Raw genomic sequence first — 17873 nt, 5'->3', positions numbered from 1 at the left:
TCGGGGTCGCAACCCCTAAAATGAAAACCTGTAAAGATATTTCGCGGGAAAAGACCGCGCCTTGGTCTTTGAATCAATCGAATCGCTAGAGGTACGGCCACTGTAAAACTTCCCCGCGATGTTTCCGTTATATGCGAGCCGCGTTCCATCGGGGAGGGTGCGCTCAAGCACCTCGTGAATCATCTGCTCCTTCACCTCTAGATAGGTGAGGCTTCGCTTGTCCCGCGCATAGTGGAGGATTTCGTATTCCCAATCCGTGGGGTCGGCTGCGATAGCTTCTTTGAGTTCCTTGCAGGATGATTTGTAGGTCTTCCAATTGGAATGCTTGACCACCTGCTTCTTGCCTTTGCCACGCCGTGCCCAGAAGGATTTCTTCCCGATATAGAAGCGGCCCGTGGACTTGCTCGTGATAGAATAGACGAAGCCCTCGTAAGGGGAGGGGTCAAAGTCGGGAGGTACGTTCCAGTTCACCCACTACTTAGTTGGCCGCTCTCCATGCAGCCCTGTGAGCGAGGTACTCCTCGTCTTGGAGCAATTCTGGAACAGTCATTATCCTAGATAGCTCGATGGGTTTGAGAAGTGGAATGCCGTTCTTCTCGGCTCTAAGGTTGTAGCTGTTACAGGTAGCGCAAGCTTTCTTCTGGGTTAAGACGCGCTGGTCAGTACCGCAGAATTGGCAACGAACGTTATAGTAGGTAAGTAATTCGGTCATAAGCCATTCTACTGCCTAAGGGTTCAGGCCGTCAGTATTCAGGAAAGCGAGAACATGAATAATGACGCGAAGAACTGCGCGGTACCATTGGTAGAAAGAAAGAGCGATGAAGGCGCGCTGCTCCTATCATCATCCTAATTAGGGAAAGAAATTCCTTCTTGGTGATGCCTAATTTCGGTCAATCCAGATGAAATCAATCAGACCAAGAAGTAGTCACATGTCATCAATTGGATTGCTGAGTTTACGAAGCCATCCAGATGGCATGTGTAGGTGCGAAGTGCGATAGCAGTTCCACCTATATCGGTTCCTTATGATAGCGCACATGGCATTCGCTTCACTCACGCCATGCGGGTAACATCAACTCGTGGATATGTCGCTCGTTCGCTCCATCCACTGAGTAGATGTGTACTTCCTTGATTTGGTTTTCAGTCACTTCCTTGGGAGAGGTATTTTCAACATTATCTTTTATTAAAGACTTTCGTTGAATTTTTGAGCAGCGCGCCAGTTGAATGAAAAACTTCAGAAAAATATCGCTTTTCGGACCCCATGTGTCGTATATTGGATAAATAGAAGTAAGCTACTTGGACCTTCAACGCCAGTAGTACGGCGGGACCAAGTATCGCTCTTTATGAAACAAACTTAAATCCCACCAGCTGACTTTGAAGGTCCCAGTTGGTGGGATTTTTGTTTCATTAAGAGGTAATACACGTGACCACATTTCAATATCAAGACGGACCTGCGGGGTCAGGTAAGACCTACGGCATTTCAAAATGGACCGTAGAGCGCGTTCGAGCTGAAGAGAAGGTTCTAATCGCACAACCATCAAAAGACCTAATCAGAGAGACGGTACGAAACATCAAGCAGATGGACCCGAACATCAAGATTCGAACCATTGTTAGTTCTTCGAACAGGAAGAACGTGGTTGATTCCATCGTAGCGCATATGCAAGCAGCGGTACCACATCACGGAGAAGTCCTCCTCATCACTCACAAGGCATTGGACCGCTTGCCTAAGGCTTACAGGAAGTTCTGGCATCTGGTATGTGATGAAATCCCGTCAGTGTTCAATAGTATCGAACTGAAGATACCAATCACCCATCGAGGCATCACAGACCATATCAAGGTCGATAACGTTCTTGTGGATGGAATTTCGTTAGTTGAGCCTAGAAACAAGACGGCGCTAGAAGACCTAGCAAGCGGAAGGCATGGCGACCAAAACTTAGAGTCGTTCAAGGACTTGGCTAATTTGGTGCTGCGGGATGATGTGCTCGTCGTAACCAATCCAGAACATTATGCCGACTTGATAGACCCTAGTACCAAGCGCGCATCCATCAACTTCTTTGGTATCAAGAAGGAGGATTTCGCGAAAGGATGGAAGACCACAACCTTCCTTGGTGCAAACTTCTTCCAAACAGAACTCTATCACGTATGGAGCAGGCTGTTCAAAGTGTCGTGGCAACCCCATGGTGAATTGGCATCAACGCTTCGCTACACTGAGCACCATAATGGCGAGCGGTTGAAACTGACCTACTTGTTCGAGCGCAAGGCCAGTAAGCAGTTCTACAGAATTGAAGAAGACGATGGCACCGAGATGTTCGATGCGGTTTGGAATACGGTAGTTGGCCATTTGAATGGCAAGCCTTTCATCTGGCAGGTGCCAGCTGACCGATATCCTGAAAACTTTAGCCCAATTAACCGACTACCCGGCATCTCACATGGCCTGGACAAAGCGAATTGGAAAACGGTCGATAATGTGGTTCTCTTGAGCGTAAGAAACCAAGGGACGCCAGCTTGGGGCTTTCTAAAAAACATTGGGATGAGCGACAATGAAATTGCTGAAACTTTGAATCATCAAAATGCCTATCAGGCAATGATGCGCTGTTCACTACGTGACCCACTTGTTGACCGTCCCGTAGAAGCAATAGTCCCAGATAGGGCTACTGCTGAATGGCTGGCCGAGAAGTTTGAAGGATGTACCATCGAAAAAATGAAGCACTCGCTGCCTGAACCTTCGAAGAGTGGCAGACCTTCTATCGGCAAGGCACCGATGAGCCAGAAAGAACGGAACGCCCGAAACTATGCAAAGAGGAAGGCCGAGAAACTAGGCCTCGTGGACAAAGGGTATCCACAGTTTGACTGAAGCGAGCGCGACGAAGCCGAGGTAGGACTCCTTGGTTTTGTCGTAGCGGGTTGCCACTCTGCGCCAGTTCTTGAGTTTGTTGAACAAACGCTCGATGAGGTTGCCCCATTTGTATTTGGTGCGGTCGTGCGGGGCGGGATTGCGCCGGTTGACCTTAGCCGGGATCACCGCTTCCGCACCGGCTGCCTCGCTCTCTTTGTGGATCGCATCGGCATCGTAGCCCCGATCAGCCAGGAAGGCCTCGATCCGGTCGGTTATCATGCGGAACAGTGGAGCAAAGCCCTGCACATCGTGCGCCTGTCCAGGTGTCAGAACGAACCCTAGCGGGAGACCTCTGGCATCGCATATGGCATGGAGCTTTGTCGTGAAGCCGCCTCGCGATCGGCCAAGCGCCTCGGTTTTCTGAGTCCCTTTTTTATACCGACAGCACAATGATGTGCCCGGACCACCGTGCTGTCGATCATGTCGGCGGCTGTATGCCGCCCCGCCAGTTCGGCCAGTGTCTCGAGCATGGCATCGAACACACCGGTCGTGACCCATCGTCGATAACGTCGGAACACGCTGTTCCACTTGCCATATTCGTCCGGCAAGTGTCGCCACTGCGCGCCGGTCCGCGCGATCCAAATCATGCCTTCGAAATAGGGACGATTATCTAGCGCCGGGCGGCATACGCGACCACGCTCAGACGGCAGCAGCGGCCCGATCACTTCCCATTCTTCATCCGTAACGTCAATCCGTTCGCCCAAGGCCGCCTCCAAAAGCCAGCCTTGAATCAGTGGATCGGTAACGCGTCAAGGATTGCTGGCCGTCCCTGCCGGGCCACAGCGACGTTTACATCTCCGCGTTCGATATTGTCGTCTGGATATCCGTTGGTTTCAGAATGTCGGAACCTGGGGTCTTATAAACGGTCAACTCTCCGTTTTCCCAAAGGCCGACCTCGACTGCCTTGGCTGACGGATCGACAAGCAGATAGAATGCGTCGCTACCCCCCTCATTATCCTTGTTGCCCGACGTGAAGAAAACTTCGCCATCGCGTTGCAAGGGAGCGGCTGTCTCGCTGTTCTGCATCAGCACGTTCAGCTTGTCGTCGAGAAGGTTCCTGAGCGCGGGCGCTATCGGGCTTTTGTCATAGAGCCTGCTATCCAAGGGATGCTGACCGACATACTCGCTAAGTAAGGACCAATTCCCATCGTTCTCGCTCGCAGTGGGCACCGATTGGCTCTGAACTTGCTCCGTGCCATTTCGCGATGCCGTTGAATCGGTTGATTGCCCACAGGCTGCCAACAATATGGAGGAAGCTATGAGGAAATAGGTTGCACGCACTCGATTATCTCCACGAAAGTTAATTGATCACTCTCCGCACTTACCGACAGATTGCTGGTATGCAAGGTTTGTCCACGAACCCTAGCAGCGCAGGGCAAATGACACGAATAATGACACGCTGGGTGGTCCTGCGTATAATGGTCCACGTAAGCAGCAAGTCTCCGAGGGTATCTGCTTACGCTTTCAAAGAGTCTGACCCGCTATGTGCTTTTAACCCACATGGCGGGTTAGCCTTGGGCGGCGCGACAGGTAGCGCAGTGTAGCAGTAGCCGACCCTGCGTAGGCCCGTTAAGTCGGTCTCCGCCTACAGGCCCGCTCTTACCATCTCTGGGGCGGGCCAACCCTTTTCAGAAATATATTGCGCCAGAAGGCCAGCTGACCTATAAGGGATTCAACGGGCCGAACTCCTTGCCCGTCACTTGAAAACTAGCCTGCTGCTCATCGCGGCAGGCTTCTTCTATGACGGCAAAGGAGCCAATATGACTAACCCATTACCCGCTACCTCCACGACTCACAAGCGCGAGCTTACCGTATTACCCGCACCAGTGGTGCGCTATACACTGCCGCACGAGTATGACGACCCTGAGTTAGATGGTCAGACCTTCGAGTACGACCTATCGGAGTACCCACCCGGCTACCTTGCGTACCTGCGCGCTATTCATGGATGCAAGAACAACGAAGAAGTCGCGGCCCTGTTAAGCATGTGGACGGAATCCCCGTCGGCTTTGCCAGAGGTTATCGACCTAACTGAAACCGACCGCCATATTTTTGCAGAGGAGGAAGTGAAGCTAAACCTACCCAAGCCTGTTGCGAAGGAGTATGTTGGGTTTTCCGAAAGCTGTTATGTGCTCCTCTATAAGCGGGGTCAGGAGGATGCTTCCGACTACATCTCCAGAATATTCGGTTGGTGTGCGGCTAATTTGAAGGGGCCATATTCTATGTGGTCGGAGGTAAATCGCTCTATGGATGACTTAGACATTTACCTAGAGTTCTACGATACGTCAGACCATGAAGCGTTCATGGCCAAATATCCGTCCTAACGCTCACACAGAAGGGGCGGCGAAAGTCGCCCCTTTTGCATATCCTGCCGGTAAATACGGTATGACGTTCCAAACCTTCACAGAGCGAGCAGCTGACCTAGCTACCCTTTTCATGCGGTGGTTCCGTCCTATCACGTTTGCTCTGCTGACCCTGTTCTTCGTCATGGGGTACTGGTTCCCCAGTGCTGCGACTACATGGCTCGTGATGGTCGGTACCACGCCAGATTGGCTCGCCTATATCATCACCGCGCTCATCATCGGCCTTGCAGCCGAGAAGGGGATACGCGAACTAGGCGATGCTATTAAGGCGGTGAAGGTCGCACCCAAAGAAATGGACGACCTCTGACGGCTCACCAGATTTCAGAATATATCGTACCAAGCTTTTACTTTGGTCTCGTCATGCAGTTTGTGAAGTACATTCTCGATTTTGCTGGTCCTGCGCCGCACGATGGTCTCTAAGGGTTCCTTGAGTGTGATGGTCTGCTGCCGAACGAAGCCCACGCCGACAAATCCAATAGGCGCCCCTTCTTCGCTCACCAAGGGGCATTGCGCGAACGCCTCAACCCCATTGGCTTCCAGATAGCGCCTGTAAGCAGCGGGCATATCAACTTCGCTAACGTCTCCCAATATGCAGGAAGGCGTGGTTACTTGTGAACCAAACATCGTTTCGGTGATATCCTGCAAGGGTCCAAGCGGGAAGGGCTGCAACGCGGTGGGCGACAGGATGATGCCATCACGAGTCACGTACCACTCCGTCTTGACGCTGCGGAAGTGGACGGTTCTAGACATATCCTTCTCGTTGTTATGGAAGGTACGCACCAAGGCACGGTCAGCGTTGGCTTCAACGCGCAATCGCTCTAATTCCAGATTGATGAGCTTATCGGCTTTTCGGCTAGCATTGAATCGAGCAGTCTCGACTTCTGCACTAGGACTGGTGTCTTTGACCAAGAAATCAATCTTGGTGTAAAGTATGAACGCGAACGCAATAATCAATGCTGCTATGATGGTAGATACGGGGCGGTTTCGCAGTGCGGTTGCGAGTGAGGTAATCCCTTCTACTGCTTCCTTTATCATACGTCACCGCCTCCGCGGATATACCGCCTTCTCCATATTTACCAAGAAGGGGGTGGATAGTCCGTCGGCAGTGTTGCAACCGCTCTCTTCTCTTCAAGTGTTTCCGCGTGACTGATATCAAGCTTTGCCTTTTGATAAGCTGCTTCAATCATAGCCAGATTAGAAATCGTCGCAGTTATTCCAGCCTCGAATCGTGCCAAGGAGTCCGCAATGCTATCACCATGCGCTTGGGCATCCCAATATAGGAATGGGTAATCTTCTTTGAGGGTTTCCACGGAAAGAGTGTTAATTGCAGTCTGTGTCAATCTCCTATACGACCTGACCTCATTCGCCTTGTAAGCATAGACGAGGGACTTGTTTTCTCCGCTCGTAGTGTATTCGCTGGACAGAGTTTGACGTTCGATAGCTACACTCTGTGCCAATAACTGCTCACTGTCCGCATAGCAGGATACTACCTCTGAACCTTGTATATCCCAATGCTGACATTCGGGATTGAAATCAGATGGCAGTTCAACACTAGTCCAACCTTCTGGTAGGTCTCCTACCTCCATGACATAACTGTCTAAGGTGTTGGTATCTGTGATTATGGCAAGGTAACTCATATCAATACTTATGCCTCTGCTTAAGAACTGAGCTGATACGAGTTGCCGCCGATAGTCATGGTGACATTGCCCCCGTTGCCTATACGCATAAGAACCCGGCATTCCTGCTCAGAGCCAGCACTGACAGTCGTCGTTCGTTCAAACTGGAAATTAGCAGGCGACGAGATGTAACCAATCTCTGGGTCGGTTTCGCCAAATGTCGTCGCGCTTGCGCTCTGTCCTTCATCGGTCCAAGTGCCGTTAATCTTGCGCTGAACCTTGGCCAGAATCTGGCGCGCACCGTTTGTTCCAAAAGGCATTTCTGCGCTAAGATTGACCGTGTTGGTCAGCGTCGTGCTACCAGCAGTCACCGCCAATGGCCCTGCCACGACAGTCCACGCGGATGAGTTGAATGACCCAAAGCCACTAGTCTGACTAGCTCTTGAACTACCATTACTGCCGCCACCTGAACCGCCACCCGTCTCAGGTGCTGCATAGGTCTTGCTCAGTGTGACGGTTTGCTCTTGTGTCTTCCCCCCAATGACTGCGCGGACAATAACACTTGAGGTATCTGCCCCAAGGCTAGAAATGGCCAGAGTTCCCGTGCCCGTACCACTCATCGAGCGATAGGTTGCTGATGGGCTGTGGCCATTAACAACGCCGCCAACCACGCGGTAAGTCCATGTTACCCCTGTGCTCTGCACGAAGCCATTCTGGTAGAGCAAACGATAGCTAAGATTGCGGGGAAACTGACCGTTCTCAGCCGTTCCCGAGGCGCTGTGGTTGAACCTTGCAGAAATCGGACCATCCACCTTGGCCGTAACGTCTGCACCATCTTCAGCCGCCCATCGGCGGGTCCCGTAGGGCTCAATGTGCTGCGCGGTTTTATTGGTTATTCTCTCATCACCGAAATTGATAGCGTTGAGGAAACCCAGTTCACCAACACCAATACCTCTTGCCGTTACTGCGCCGTAATTGATTGCGCCAATGGTCAGTTGGCCGTTTTGACTAAGGGAAGGGGCGCGCAAGTCATCGTCAACTGCGATGGTTCCATCCGAGCGATAGACATTCTGTCCTGCCCTTGCGCCATCGCTTGCACCGACTTCGACGTAAGAGAAAGTGATATCGGTCATATCGATATAATCCGTCTCAGTCGCTGCGACTGAGCGGAAGATGACGGCTAGTTGGCCATCGCAGGGCGCGAGCGAAAATCCACTAAACCTCTGAAAATTCGAGCTGACGCTGGGATACATGAAGAAATTTTGATTCTCAAAGCTCCCATCTCCCTTGAACACTCGCAACTGAAAAAAGCATCGCGTGTTGTTGGAGGTCGCGGCGCGAGCCAAAGCTGAGAGATAAATCCTCTGGCCTTCGACAACGGGGATTCTTTTTTCTTCATCATCGAAAGCTGCTGGCAAAACAAAAGTGTGATCTTTTAATCGAATAAAGTTGAGATCGCCACTTTTGACGAAATCATGGATTGCAGTGTGATGAAAACGATATTCATCAGGCACGTCGCCATCGCCCAATAATTTGGGATTGATGTTGAGATTCTCGCCCACTGTCATGTAAGCCGAGACGCCTTGGCCAGTGTTAATCTGACCCTTCGTATTGATTCTCAGATTACTGAGGTCGAGGGGTTCATACCCGTTAAGAGCTGCTAGATTGTTAGGTCGGCCTGCAATGTTTGTGCCCCATGTGGCACCCGCTGTAGCGGTGAGGTCGCCTTGGAAAAGGCCACCGCCATTGTAGCGCATAAGCCCTGAACTGTTGGCCTGTGCCGTGGAGATTGTACCACCCAAGCGGTCAAAGGTTCGGTTGATGAAGATATCATCATTACCAAAGTCCAACTGGTCTAGGTTGGATAGTCCGCCAAAGGCACGGGTTGGTGTTGACCAATCCGCTGGCGCTATGGTGTCCGTACTTCCCTTACTCTGCGCGTTAGCCCGAGATACCCAGATTGAGGATAGGTCGCCGCTAGTTGACGGAAATTGCGTTGACCATCCATTGTTCGCGTTGGTGAGTACACCTGTTGCAAAGGTAAACGTAGCAGTCGTGGACGGTGTAGAGGGCTGGTTGAATGAGCGAGCGTATATGAGCACCGCAGCCGTTTTAGCACCTTCTTCCCCTTCTTGACCGTCTTGACCGTCTTCACCCTTAGGCCCGTCATGCCTGATTGGAGTGGACCAAACTTCACCGGATAGTAGGGTTCCATCTAGTTCTTGCTTTGCAACACTCATCCAAAGAGGGTCGCTGCCTGCCAATGGTTCGTCCGTCCAACCTGATGGTATTCCGTCGCCTACTGGTGTTGCGGGTTGAGTTGATGCTCGCTTCCAAACGAACTCTCGGTAGATGCCATCCTCGCCATTTATACCGTCAACGCCATCTTGACCCGTTGCACCGTCGCGGACCTTGGTCAGGGTCAGGGAGTCGGTGAGTCCACCTGCCGTGACTTCAATCCGCATGGACTCGCCACCAAACTCGTCAATAAAGTTACGGAAGCGGAAGTTAGACACGTTAGCGGAAAGCTGGTCAGCCGTGATGGCAATGTGCTGTGTTTCCGAGAAGGCACGTTCGGTCCCATCTTCGGTGTAGAGTTTCCAAACCGGAGTATCGGAAAGGTTCTGCCGCTGAACACTGATGGTGGCTTCTTGGGTCTTCGGATTGTCATTCTCGTTATACGGGAATACGTAGTGAGTGCTAGACAGAGTCAGCAGCGGCGCATCCGCACCTTTGATTAGGCTCCATGTATAATCAGCAGGGTTATTACTCTCGGTAGCAGTATCCTTGTTGGCGGCAATACCGATATAGGTGTGCGTTCCTTCAACTGGAGTTCCAGTGGTGAAGTTTTCCGAGCCATCTGCATTGGAGGCATAGGCAAACCAAGTATAGGTCGGTTGACCATTGGCTCCCGGTGTTCCTGGAACACCGTCATTACCCTTAATCAGGCTCCAAGTGTAATCAGCAGGATTTGTGCTTTCGGTGGCAGTCGTCTTATTGTTCGCGATGCCAATGTAGGTTTGACCAGTATTCTGACCTGTAGTGAAGCCAGATGTTCCTAAAGCGTTGTTGGCGTAAGCAATCCAAGTGTATAGGGTCTGTCCATCTTCCCCTGCTGGGCCTTGTGGCCCTGCGTCACCCGTGGCTCCAGTATCCCCTTGGTCTCCTTTAAGGCCTGCCTTACCTGCCTTGCTCTTGGAAATCGTAAACTTTTTATCGACGACCACCCCACCAAACACACCGGAACCAGTGGCCCGAATGGTCAGCGTCGCGGTGTCGTCACCTGACATACCTCCGCTAACCGCATAAGTCTGGTCAGTGTAGGTGACAGTCACGTTTTTAGGGTTAGTCAACGTGGACAGTGTGAACAGGCTGCTCACATCATGCACACCTGAAAACACCACAAAGTCCCCTGTGGCCCCGCTAAAGTCTGACACTACACCTTCCGAAGATGCAGGCACGATATGAGCCTCGTTGGTCAGGTAGCCTACTATCGCATCGTCACCTGCCACACCGTTCTGGGTAAAGTTGACGTTCTTGATTTCCACATCGGGGTGGAAGCTGGTGTCCAGCGCCATCGGCACAGTCTTGGAGAGTTCATCGACCCAGCGATGTATCTCTGTGCCATTTTTATAGATGACAACATCGTTGCCTTCATGCGCCACGGCAAACACATCACCTACGGCGGCGGTCTCATTTCCGTCATTGACCGCAACGCCTTTCCCGTTTCGGCGCGCTCGCACCACTCCATCGGGATGAAGGTAAACCGCAAAGTCAATGCTGTTAAAGTCCGCATCAAGCGCTGGGTCAGTGTTGAGACCAATCATCTGCGGGGTCAGGTCCGTCAATTCAAAGCTAACCCGAGCCTGATAGAACTTCTCTTGACTGTGAACGCTATCGGCCCATACGCCCTGACTGGTCTGGACCACAAATCCATCGGTAGTCTGAACAGTTCCAGTAGTTAGAACAGGTGTCCAACCTAGTGCGGTCTTACCGTCCTGACCGGGCGCACCATCCGCACCTGTATCACCCTTGTCTGCTACTAGCTGCCAGAAGGTGTTATTCGTCGCACTATTAGGTGGAGTGTTGCCTGTGTTGGAATTCACTAAGCTAACGAAGGAGCGGCCATTGTAGGTCACACCGTCATTCTTGGTATAGGTGGTTCCAGCATCGTATGCTCCACGCCATACAATCCTAGCGCGTTCAGCTATCTTATTGAGTAGCTTTACCTGTGCATCTGTGTATTCTGAAAACCTAGTATTGAAAGTGGCCCTCACAATGCTGGTTGATTGGGTGAAGTCCGTATAAGCAGGTGATAAACCATTCAGGTACGATACGAGTGCATTGTACTTGTTCTGGTAGGTAGTTTTCTCGGTCGTGATACCAAACTGGTCAGCTTGTGCTTCATCCAAAGGCTTGCGCGCCGCGTACTCAGCCATGATTGTGACAATGCGTTTCTTCTCGCTTGAGTCCAATTTGTTATCAGCTGTGAAGCTTTGGATTGCAGTGTTGGCGTTGTTCGCAGAGGCTTGGGCAGCATCGGCGGTGTTCTGTGCATTATTAGCCGCATCAGTTGCCGCTAAGAGGCCTCCTGCAAGCTCATTGATGAGCGGTGAAGCGTCACTGTCACTATGGACACCCCAGCAACGCTCATACCCGTATTTGACGCGCCATAGGGGCGCTGTGGTGGGGTCTTGCTTCCATTCAAGAACCAAGGGAAAGCTGGATTGGTCACTGTTGAGCGTAGATGCCGTTCTAGTGCTTTCATAGTAGAGGCCAGCTTGCCAAACCGCGTTGCTGTCTGCGACGAGATAACCACCCGCGTCCTTGAACATCTTGAGCAGTACATCTAGCGCAGGTGTTTCTTCCGTCAGGAACAGGTCGGTCTCCACACTATCAAAGTCCGAGAAATCGCCAATGCTTTGGGCCGCAATACCAGCATCAAGCATGACTGCTTCCGCAATCTCTGCAACGGAGTTACCACTTGCCATAACTACATCGGCGGATATCTTTGGGGTAGGGGTTCCACCAAACCGCATCAAACCCTTGGCTAGACACGTAGCATATTGCCCAGGTGTTAGGTCGAGTGCCGCAAGCGCATTATAGGTGGCTTGGTCTCCTACGTTTTGTGAAGGAAGCAATGGAGAGCCATATTCATAGGGCGTGATGCTCTGAACTGCCCCGTAGGCATGAACCTGATAAATTAGGTTGATTGGGTCAATCTCGACAGGCTCAACAGAACGCGGCGAGCCATAGCAGCGAGGCTTTGGTGTACCTTTTAACTCAGCTGGACCTTCTGCGCCTCCTGTACCCGCATATTCAAGGGTCAAGATGGTGTTGGTTAATTCAGCTTCGGGTCCAAACAGTTTGAAATTGGCATTGATACCTTCTTGCTCAAGAGGGCTTACCTGTCCTTCAAAATACTTCGCGTAGGTTGACCAATCTCCACCCTTAGGACCAACCCATATTTGGCAGAACGCTCCGCTCCAATCGTATAGGTTGAAATCCTCTGTTCCATGCTTTTTGTTAATGATAAAGCCAACTTCACCACGGCTTACGGCGGTCTCTCCTAAGAGGCCATTGTCAGCGAAAGCAGCGGAAAGCTTTGGCAGTCCATTTATGCAAGGTAGCCATTGTTCGCCGTTCGCTGTTACGGCTACCTCATCTGCATCACGACTAGCAAGGCGCAAGGTTACGGGGGTAGAGCCGCTAAGTGGGCTTACTTCGACAAGGATATTAAATGGAGTACTCATACTCCATATTTACCTAAAGGGGTTAGGCTTCTCGGATATATAGATTGATTCTATAGGTATCGCTGGAAACTAGTCCGGCATTGGTCTGGCCTTGTATGCGCCCTAGAATGGACTCTTGATGGTGAAGCCCATTAACGGTGTCTGGAATGAACAAGATAGTCTTGCCATTGTTCGCCCGTAGGAAGGACCGCCAGTTCTTCACAAAGTCAACTGAATCGACATTGCTGATACTGAACTTCCATGACTGTTTCATATCGTAAGCGTCAACAATCTGGATACCTCGGTAGTTTTCTATCCTGCTAGGGTCCTCGAAGTTGAAATCCGAACCAACGTCGATACCATCTGCTTCAAGCCTGATGCCTACGATGAGCCTCGATGCTTGAACCTCTGTCGCAGGGTTGCCAGCAGCAAAAGTGATATCCAATCTGACATTGTTCAAACCACGGATTGCTCCTCCGTGATAGAACACCAAGTTTCCGCTTTCTCCTGTTTCGCCATCAACTGTAAGTGTTTGGTCGATTAATGGGTCGCTGACTGTGGTAGCAGGTGAGTTAGCAGCCCTAAGCCTCACGGTATCGCCTGCCTGTAGGTTACAGTCATATAGAGCAACCGTGTCCCACTCTGCATCAACGTCAACGCGAACATTCACATGGGCGCCTGTCCTACCATTGCTCTTCCAAACCATGTTAGGAAAGTCATTGTTCAGGTTTGATGCTGGATTGGTGGCTTGTTCATCCGATTCTGAGATATCGAAGGGAAGCGTATTGATTAGGTATGTTGCCATTATCCAAAGACCCTCACTGTGGTAACGCCTGTTTCAAGGTCACACTCGAAGGATTCAAGCAGGCAGGTTCTTCCGTCTGTGTTTAAGTCCGCAAGCTGAGGAATGTATTTCAACATACCGCCTTGGAAGTCGTCCAACGTAAGAAGCCCTTGTATCTCGACCTCGTACATTTTCCCGTTTTCACTGCGCGACTGAATTAGTGAAGCTAATGCAGAGGCAGTTGCCTCATCCACGTTAGCGTCAACCGTGATGCTCTGTGCATTGCTATGCTGACCACGCAACGCTGCATTCTTCTCGGTTGCGTAGCGGTATTCACGTTTGATGAATGCTGCTCGTTCTGCGGATATAGCCATACCTCTATTTACCGTTAGAACGCTTTGAGCAACTTGCCGTTGTAGCCGTAGAAGCTACTCTTGGATGGTGCCACACCTCTCTTGGAAGCTGTTGACTGAGCCTCCGCGAGCAGTCTAGCCAATAGGTCATTAGTTAGGTTCTGTCCTGGCAGTAACGCATTGGTCTGCGCCGCGATCGCTTTTGCGGTAGGGTCGTTTGCAAAGGAACGCTCTACGTTTCCTATTGCGCCCTGTGTGGCACCGCGAAGCTGTCCAATGATATCTTGATACTCGATGGAGTTCATACCGTAGATTGAAGCGTTATCCAGTATGCTTCCAACCAAGTCCGAATAGTCGCCTTGGTCAACGGACTTACCAGCCGCAATGTCAGCTTTGAAAGTCGCGAACTCGTTCAGGTCCCGCTTCAACATAGAAGCAAGGCTTGTTCCGCCCGCTTCGCCATTCAATTCCTTGAGAATGTCTCGGAAGGTGGCGGTTTCCTGCTTAATGAGGGCCTGCATCTTGAGCGAACGATATTCTTCAAGTTCAGCCCATTCGCTTGTGGTTGCTCCTGCTTCCTTGAACAGCCCAATCAAGCTCTCGAACTCATCTGTGAACGCGGTAATCGTTGCCTGTAAGGGGTCCCTGAGGTTTTCGAGGTTCCTGAACACACCTTCAAAGCGCAATGCCTTCTCAAGCTGCGCCTCAATGTCGTCGCCCTTCTTAAGCAGTGCATTGGTTGAAGCGCGGATGCCCGTAATGGCTCCACGGTCAATAGCAACGCCTAGGGCATAGCGGATAGCTTCCGCCTGTCCGTCCTCGCCGAAGTCCTTTGCTCCGTGCTTGTTCTTGAGGCTCGTGCCGTTAAGCTGGACTTTCCAGTTGTCCTTGCGTGTACCAATTACGATGTTGCCAAAGGAACCGACACTACCGCCTAGCTGGTCAGCAATCCTACCCAAGGTGTTCTGGATTGAGTTACCGGACTGTACCGCTGAGTCGATACGAGCGTCACTGTTACCGCCTGTGGTAATCCTGTTGTTGGATACCACCGCGTATCCCTGCTTGGTCTTCTTGAACAAGCCGCCAATCGTTCCCCCTAGGACTGAACCTGCCAAGGAACCCAACGGACCAAAGACACTTCCTAGCGCCCCACCAATCTGTGAGCCTGTATCGGAGAACTTGTCCCATATCATGTTGCCCACGCCAGCTACGGCAGAGCCAATCTGTGCACCTGCGCCTGCACGACCCAAGATGTTTCCAAGTTCCTTGGTTAATTCACCATTCTTGCCGAATATCTTGCCTATGTCGCCCTTGAAATCAGCAAAGCTATCGGTCATTTCTTGGATTGGTTTGGTGAAGGTTTCTCCCTTAAAGACTTTGTTTAGGAAGTCGTCGCTGCTTTCCGCGAAGGCAGCCGATAATCCCTCTCTGTCACCTATTAGGCCGCCTATGATTCCGCTAATTTGTCCAATTGGACCAGCTGCACCTAGGTCGCCATCTGCCGCTGCAACCATCCTGTTGAGGATATTCCCGATACCGGATATCGCCCGTCCCCAAGAACCACCAATTAGGTCCCCGAGTTCTGAAATGCTGTGTCCAAAGTCAGCTTGCATCTGCTTTGCTGCATCACCGGAAACACCGTTCAATCCGTCCAACACTTCACGGTAGATTTTGTCCGCTATTTCACCTGTTCCATATGCTCCGCTTGCATAAGCAGCGGCGGCAGCTTGTTTGTCCCTTGCAATTTGCGCGGCTAAATCTCTGTCACGGAAGGTGCTGCTTAGTTGCCCACCAATCTGCGAGCCTCTTCTCACTAGGTCAGACGCAGCTCTTTCGCGCTCTACTCTTAGCTGTTCCTCCTTGCGTAAGGCTTCGTCGCGCTCATCATTGATGCCGGCGAGTGCGATACGCTGGCGTTCGTTCTGGCGAATTTGTTCTTCTACCTGTTTGGACAATTCGCCATTGATGTTCACGCCTTCGGAAAGCGCATCATTGCGGTAGTCGAGAATGGCACGCTCTACTTCTAACTGGTCCTCGGTCAAACCAAGCAAGCGCAGTCTTGTAAGTTCCTCATCCACTGCTAGGTCCAAGGCAGTGCGGTTCACATCATTGGCAGCACCTTCTAGGAAGCTTTGTGCCTCCTTGCTCATTGTACCCTTACCAATCTTGGGCAGTTCAATCGCCTTTGGTAGCTTCGCAAAAGCACCTTCAACAGCACTAGAAGCGGCTTGAGCAGGACGAACCATGTTTTCGTCCAACCGCTTCATGTGCATCCCAATGAGGTCTACCATGTCTGGAATGTGTGAGTTGAGAACAACTTGGTCGGCAAGCCAATAAAAGCTACGTTCGACAGCCTTAATCTTGTCGCTTACCCAGTTGAAAACGCTACCTAGCTTATCCTGTAGCCATGTTTTAACGCCTACATACATAGAGCGCATATATTGGGTGATGTTCGGTGCAAAATTAGAAGCTAGGTTTGTAACTGCCTTCATCATATTCAAGACAGTAGTTTTTGCCGCTTCCCATGCACCGGAGAAGTCGCCCTTTAAGAGCGAGCTAATGACATTGATGCCGCCTGATATCTGAGCACCAAAGTAATCTTTGAAGAAGTCAGCGACTGAACGAACCTTGTCCATCACAGAGGTCAGGATTGGCTCTACATTCCCATTCCACCAATCCGATATTGCGTTGCCCACACCATCTATGATTGGCTTAATCTTGTCCCAGTTTTCCCATGCGAGATAGATGCCCGCTATGACCCCTGCTAGGGCAAGAATGACTGGATTAGCAGCCATGAACACAAGGGCTTTACCGACCCCTGTAAGAAGCGGTAGAGCGAGCTTCAAAGCGCCGCCCATGAGGTTAAATCCAGTGGCGATTGTCGGCACTACCAGTCCAATGGCACCAGCTGAGACTGCCAGCGCGGCAAAGCCTGCACCAAACTTTACTAGCGTCGGGTTGGCATTGGATATCGAGTCAACAATGCCTGCTGCTTTCTCGACAAAGGTTGTTAGGTGGTCGAGCAAGCCGCTACTCACAAAAGCAATGGAGAGCTTGCGAGTTGCAGCTTCCATCCTAACCTGTGCTTCTGCGTACTTCTTTAGCCCAGCCGCATCCTCATCAGATATGATTGCTGCCTTGCTACCAAACTCTTCAAACGCCTTGCCTCCATTTTCAAGAAGCGGAATAAGGTTGGTAGCATCACTGGCGATTGCCTCCATATAGAAGACCATTTCGTCCTGAGACACGCCTGCCTTTTTCAAGCTATCGTAATAAAGCTGTAAGCCATCCTTACCAGACAGGTTTTTGAAGGCGTCTTTCGTAAGACCAACCTTCGGAGCAATCTGCTCAAAGAAGTCTTTCATTGGACCCGCGCCTGTCGCGCTAAAGTCACCAATTTTGTCTCTGGTATCCTTGAAGATATCGCCTAGTTTTTCAAAGTCGATGCCAACGGTCTTCGCACCAGCTGCTTGTCGCTGAAACTCCTCAAATGACTCACCCGAGATTCTGGCACTGTTGGCCATTTCTCTTGCCTCGGAGGACATATCGCCAGCCATCTTTGCGAAGGCTGCGCCAACACCACCTATGACGCCAACGGCTGCACCAATCCCCATGAGTTTGGATGAGAAGCCTGAGATAGCTGGAGTAGCGCCTTTGACTTCGCTCTTGATGCGGTCGAACACGCCGCCCAGTTTACGGCCCTGCGAACTGGCACCCTTCATCTTGCCAGTCATAGAGTCGATTGCATCCGAGGCCTTTACGCCTTCGCGCTGCATCCCCTTTGCGCTTTTGCCTACGCCGGAGAGGGCATCATCTACTTCACGCGCTCCCCTTCGCGCGCCAGACGCGTCTATCTTTACTTTTATGATTTTGGTTACGTCTGACATTGGGTACCTCATTTATGGTACCCGTATTTACCGCTTGGGCTTGTTTGCCTGCTCCAACTGTTTGCCTAGGAACTCTAGGTGCTTGTTATCCAGTCCACGGATTACATAAGAGAACACCACCTTTTGATATCCGGTGATGTTATACTCGTTACAAAACATAACGATAGAGCTATAGGGGATAGGTCCAGCTGACATACCAATGGGGCGTTCAGTGATTAATTCATTGAACGCCCACCAGTAGAACTCAT

11 protein-coding genes and 1 pseudogene are annotated in these 17873 nt (G+C 51.1%); 3 read left to right on the top strand and 9 right to left on the bottom strand.

What is annotated here, in order from left to right; genetic code table 11:
• Window positions 1-15: 15 nt before the first annotated feature.
• Window positions 16-471 carry a hypothetical protein gene (locus PF049_00260; GenBank protein ID WBY16641.1) on the bottom strand — a complete coding sequence of 152 codons (456 nt, stop codon included), beginning with the start codon at window positions 469-471 and terminating at the stop codon, window positions 16-18.
• Between the two features lie 949 nt (window positions 472-1420).
• On the opposite strand from PF049_00260, the gene PF049_00255 reads away from it, so the two are divergent.
• On the top strand, window positions 1421-2851 hold the full coding sequence (locus PF049_00255) for a DEAD/DEAH box helicase family protein (protein WBY16640.1): 1431 nt from the start codon (window positions 1421-1423) through the stop codon (window positions 2849-2851).
• Here the strand turns inward: PF049_00255 and PF049_00250 are convergent.
• A pseudogene (locus tag PF049_00250) lies at window positions 2813-3609 on the bottom strand (IS5 family transposase). The gene PF049_00255 and the pseudogene PF049_00250 overlap by 39 nt on opposite strands.
• A 73-nt stretch (window positions 3610-3682) precedes the next feature.
• A complete protein-coding gene (locus tag PF049_00245; GenBank protein WBY16639.1) occupies window positions 3683-4174 on the bottom strand; it encodes a hypothetical protein in 492 nt (163 codons plus the stop codon).
• Window positions 4175-4593: 419 nt separating this feature from the next.
• On the opposite strand from PF049_00245, the gene PF049_00240 reads away from it, so the two are divergent.
• Window positions 4594-5214, top strand: coding sequence for a hypothetical protein (locus PF049_00240; protein WBY16638.1), 621 nt, complete (start codon window positions 4594-4596; stop codon window positions 5212-5214).
• A 61-nt stretch (window positions 5215-5275) separates the two neighbouring features.
• Window positions 5276-5560, top strand: a complete 285-nt coding sequence (locus PF049_00235; protein WBY16637.1) for a hypothetical protein — start codon at window positions 5276-5278, stop codon at window positions 5558-5560.
• Window positions 5561-5574: 14 nt separating this feature from the next.
• Here the strand turns inward: PF049_00235 and PF049_00230 are convergent, their stop codons facing one another.
• The 6 genes from PF049_00230 to PF049_00205 are packed head-to-tail and all read right to left on the bottom strand — an operon-like array spanning window position 5575 to window position 17625.
• Window positions 5575-6288 (bottom strand): hypothetical protein, encoded by a 714-nt coding sequence (locus PF049_00230; protein WBY16636.1) that lies wholly within the window; start codon window positions 6286-6288, stop codon window positions 5575-5577.
• A gap of 38 nt (window positions 6289-6326) precedes the next feature.
• Entirely contained in the window at window positions 6327-6890 is a 564-nt protein-coding gene (locus PF049_00225) for a hypothetical protein (protein ID WBY16635.1), read from the bottom strand.
• A gap of 20 nt (window positions 6891-6910) precedes the next feature.
• A complete protein-coding gene (locus PF049_00220; GenBank protein ID WBY16634.1) occupies window positions 6911-12622 on the bottom strand; it encodes a hypothetical protein in 5712 nt (1903 codons plus the stop codon).
• Between the two features lie 22 nt (window positions 12623-12644).
• A complete protein-coding gene (locus PF049_00215) occupies window positions 12645-13406 on the bottom strand; it encodes a hypothetical protein (protein ID WBY16633.1) in 762 nt (253 codons plus the stop codon).
• On the bottom strand, window positions 13406-13759 hold the full coding sequence (locus tag PF049_00210) for a hypothetical protein (GenBank protein WBY16632.1): 354 nt from the start codon (window positions 13757-13759) through the stop codon (window positions 13406-13408). Before PF049_00210 ends, PF049_00215 begins: the two co-directional genes overlap by 1 nt.
• 14 nt (window positions 13760-13773) lie before the next feature.
• A complete protein-coding gene (locus PF049_00205; protein ID WBY16631.1) occupies window positions 13774-17625 on the bottom strand; it encodes a hypothetical protein in 3852 nt (1283 codons plus the stop codon).
• Between the last annotated feature and the right edge of the window lie 248 nt (window positions 17626-17873).

The sequence above is a fragment of the Erythrobacteraceae bacterium WH01K genome (assembly GCA_027941995.1).
GTDB lineage: Bacteria > Pseudomonadota > Alphaproteobacteria > Sphingomonadales > Sphingomonadaceae > CAJXSN01.
This window is presented reverse-complemented; position numbering and strand designations above follow the sequence as displayed.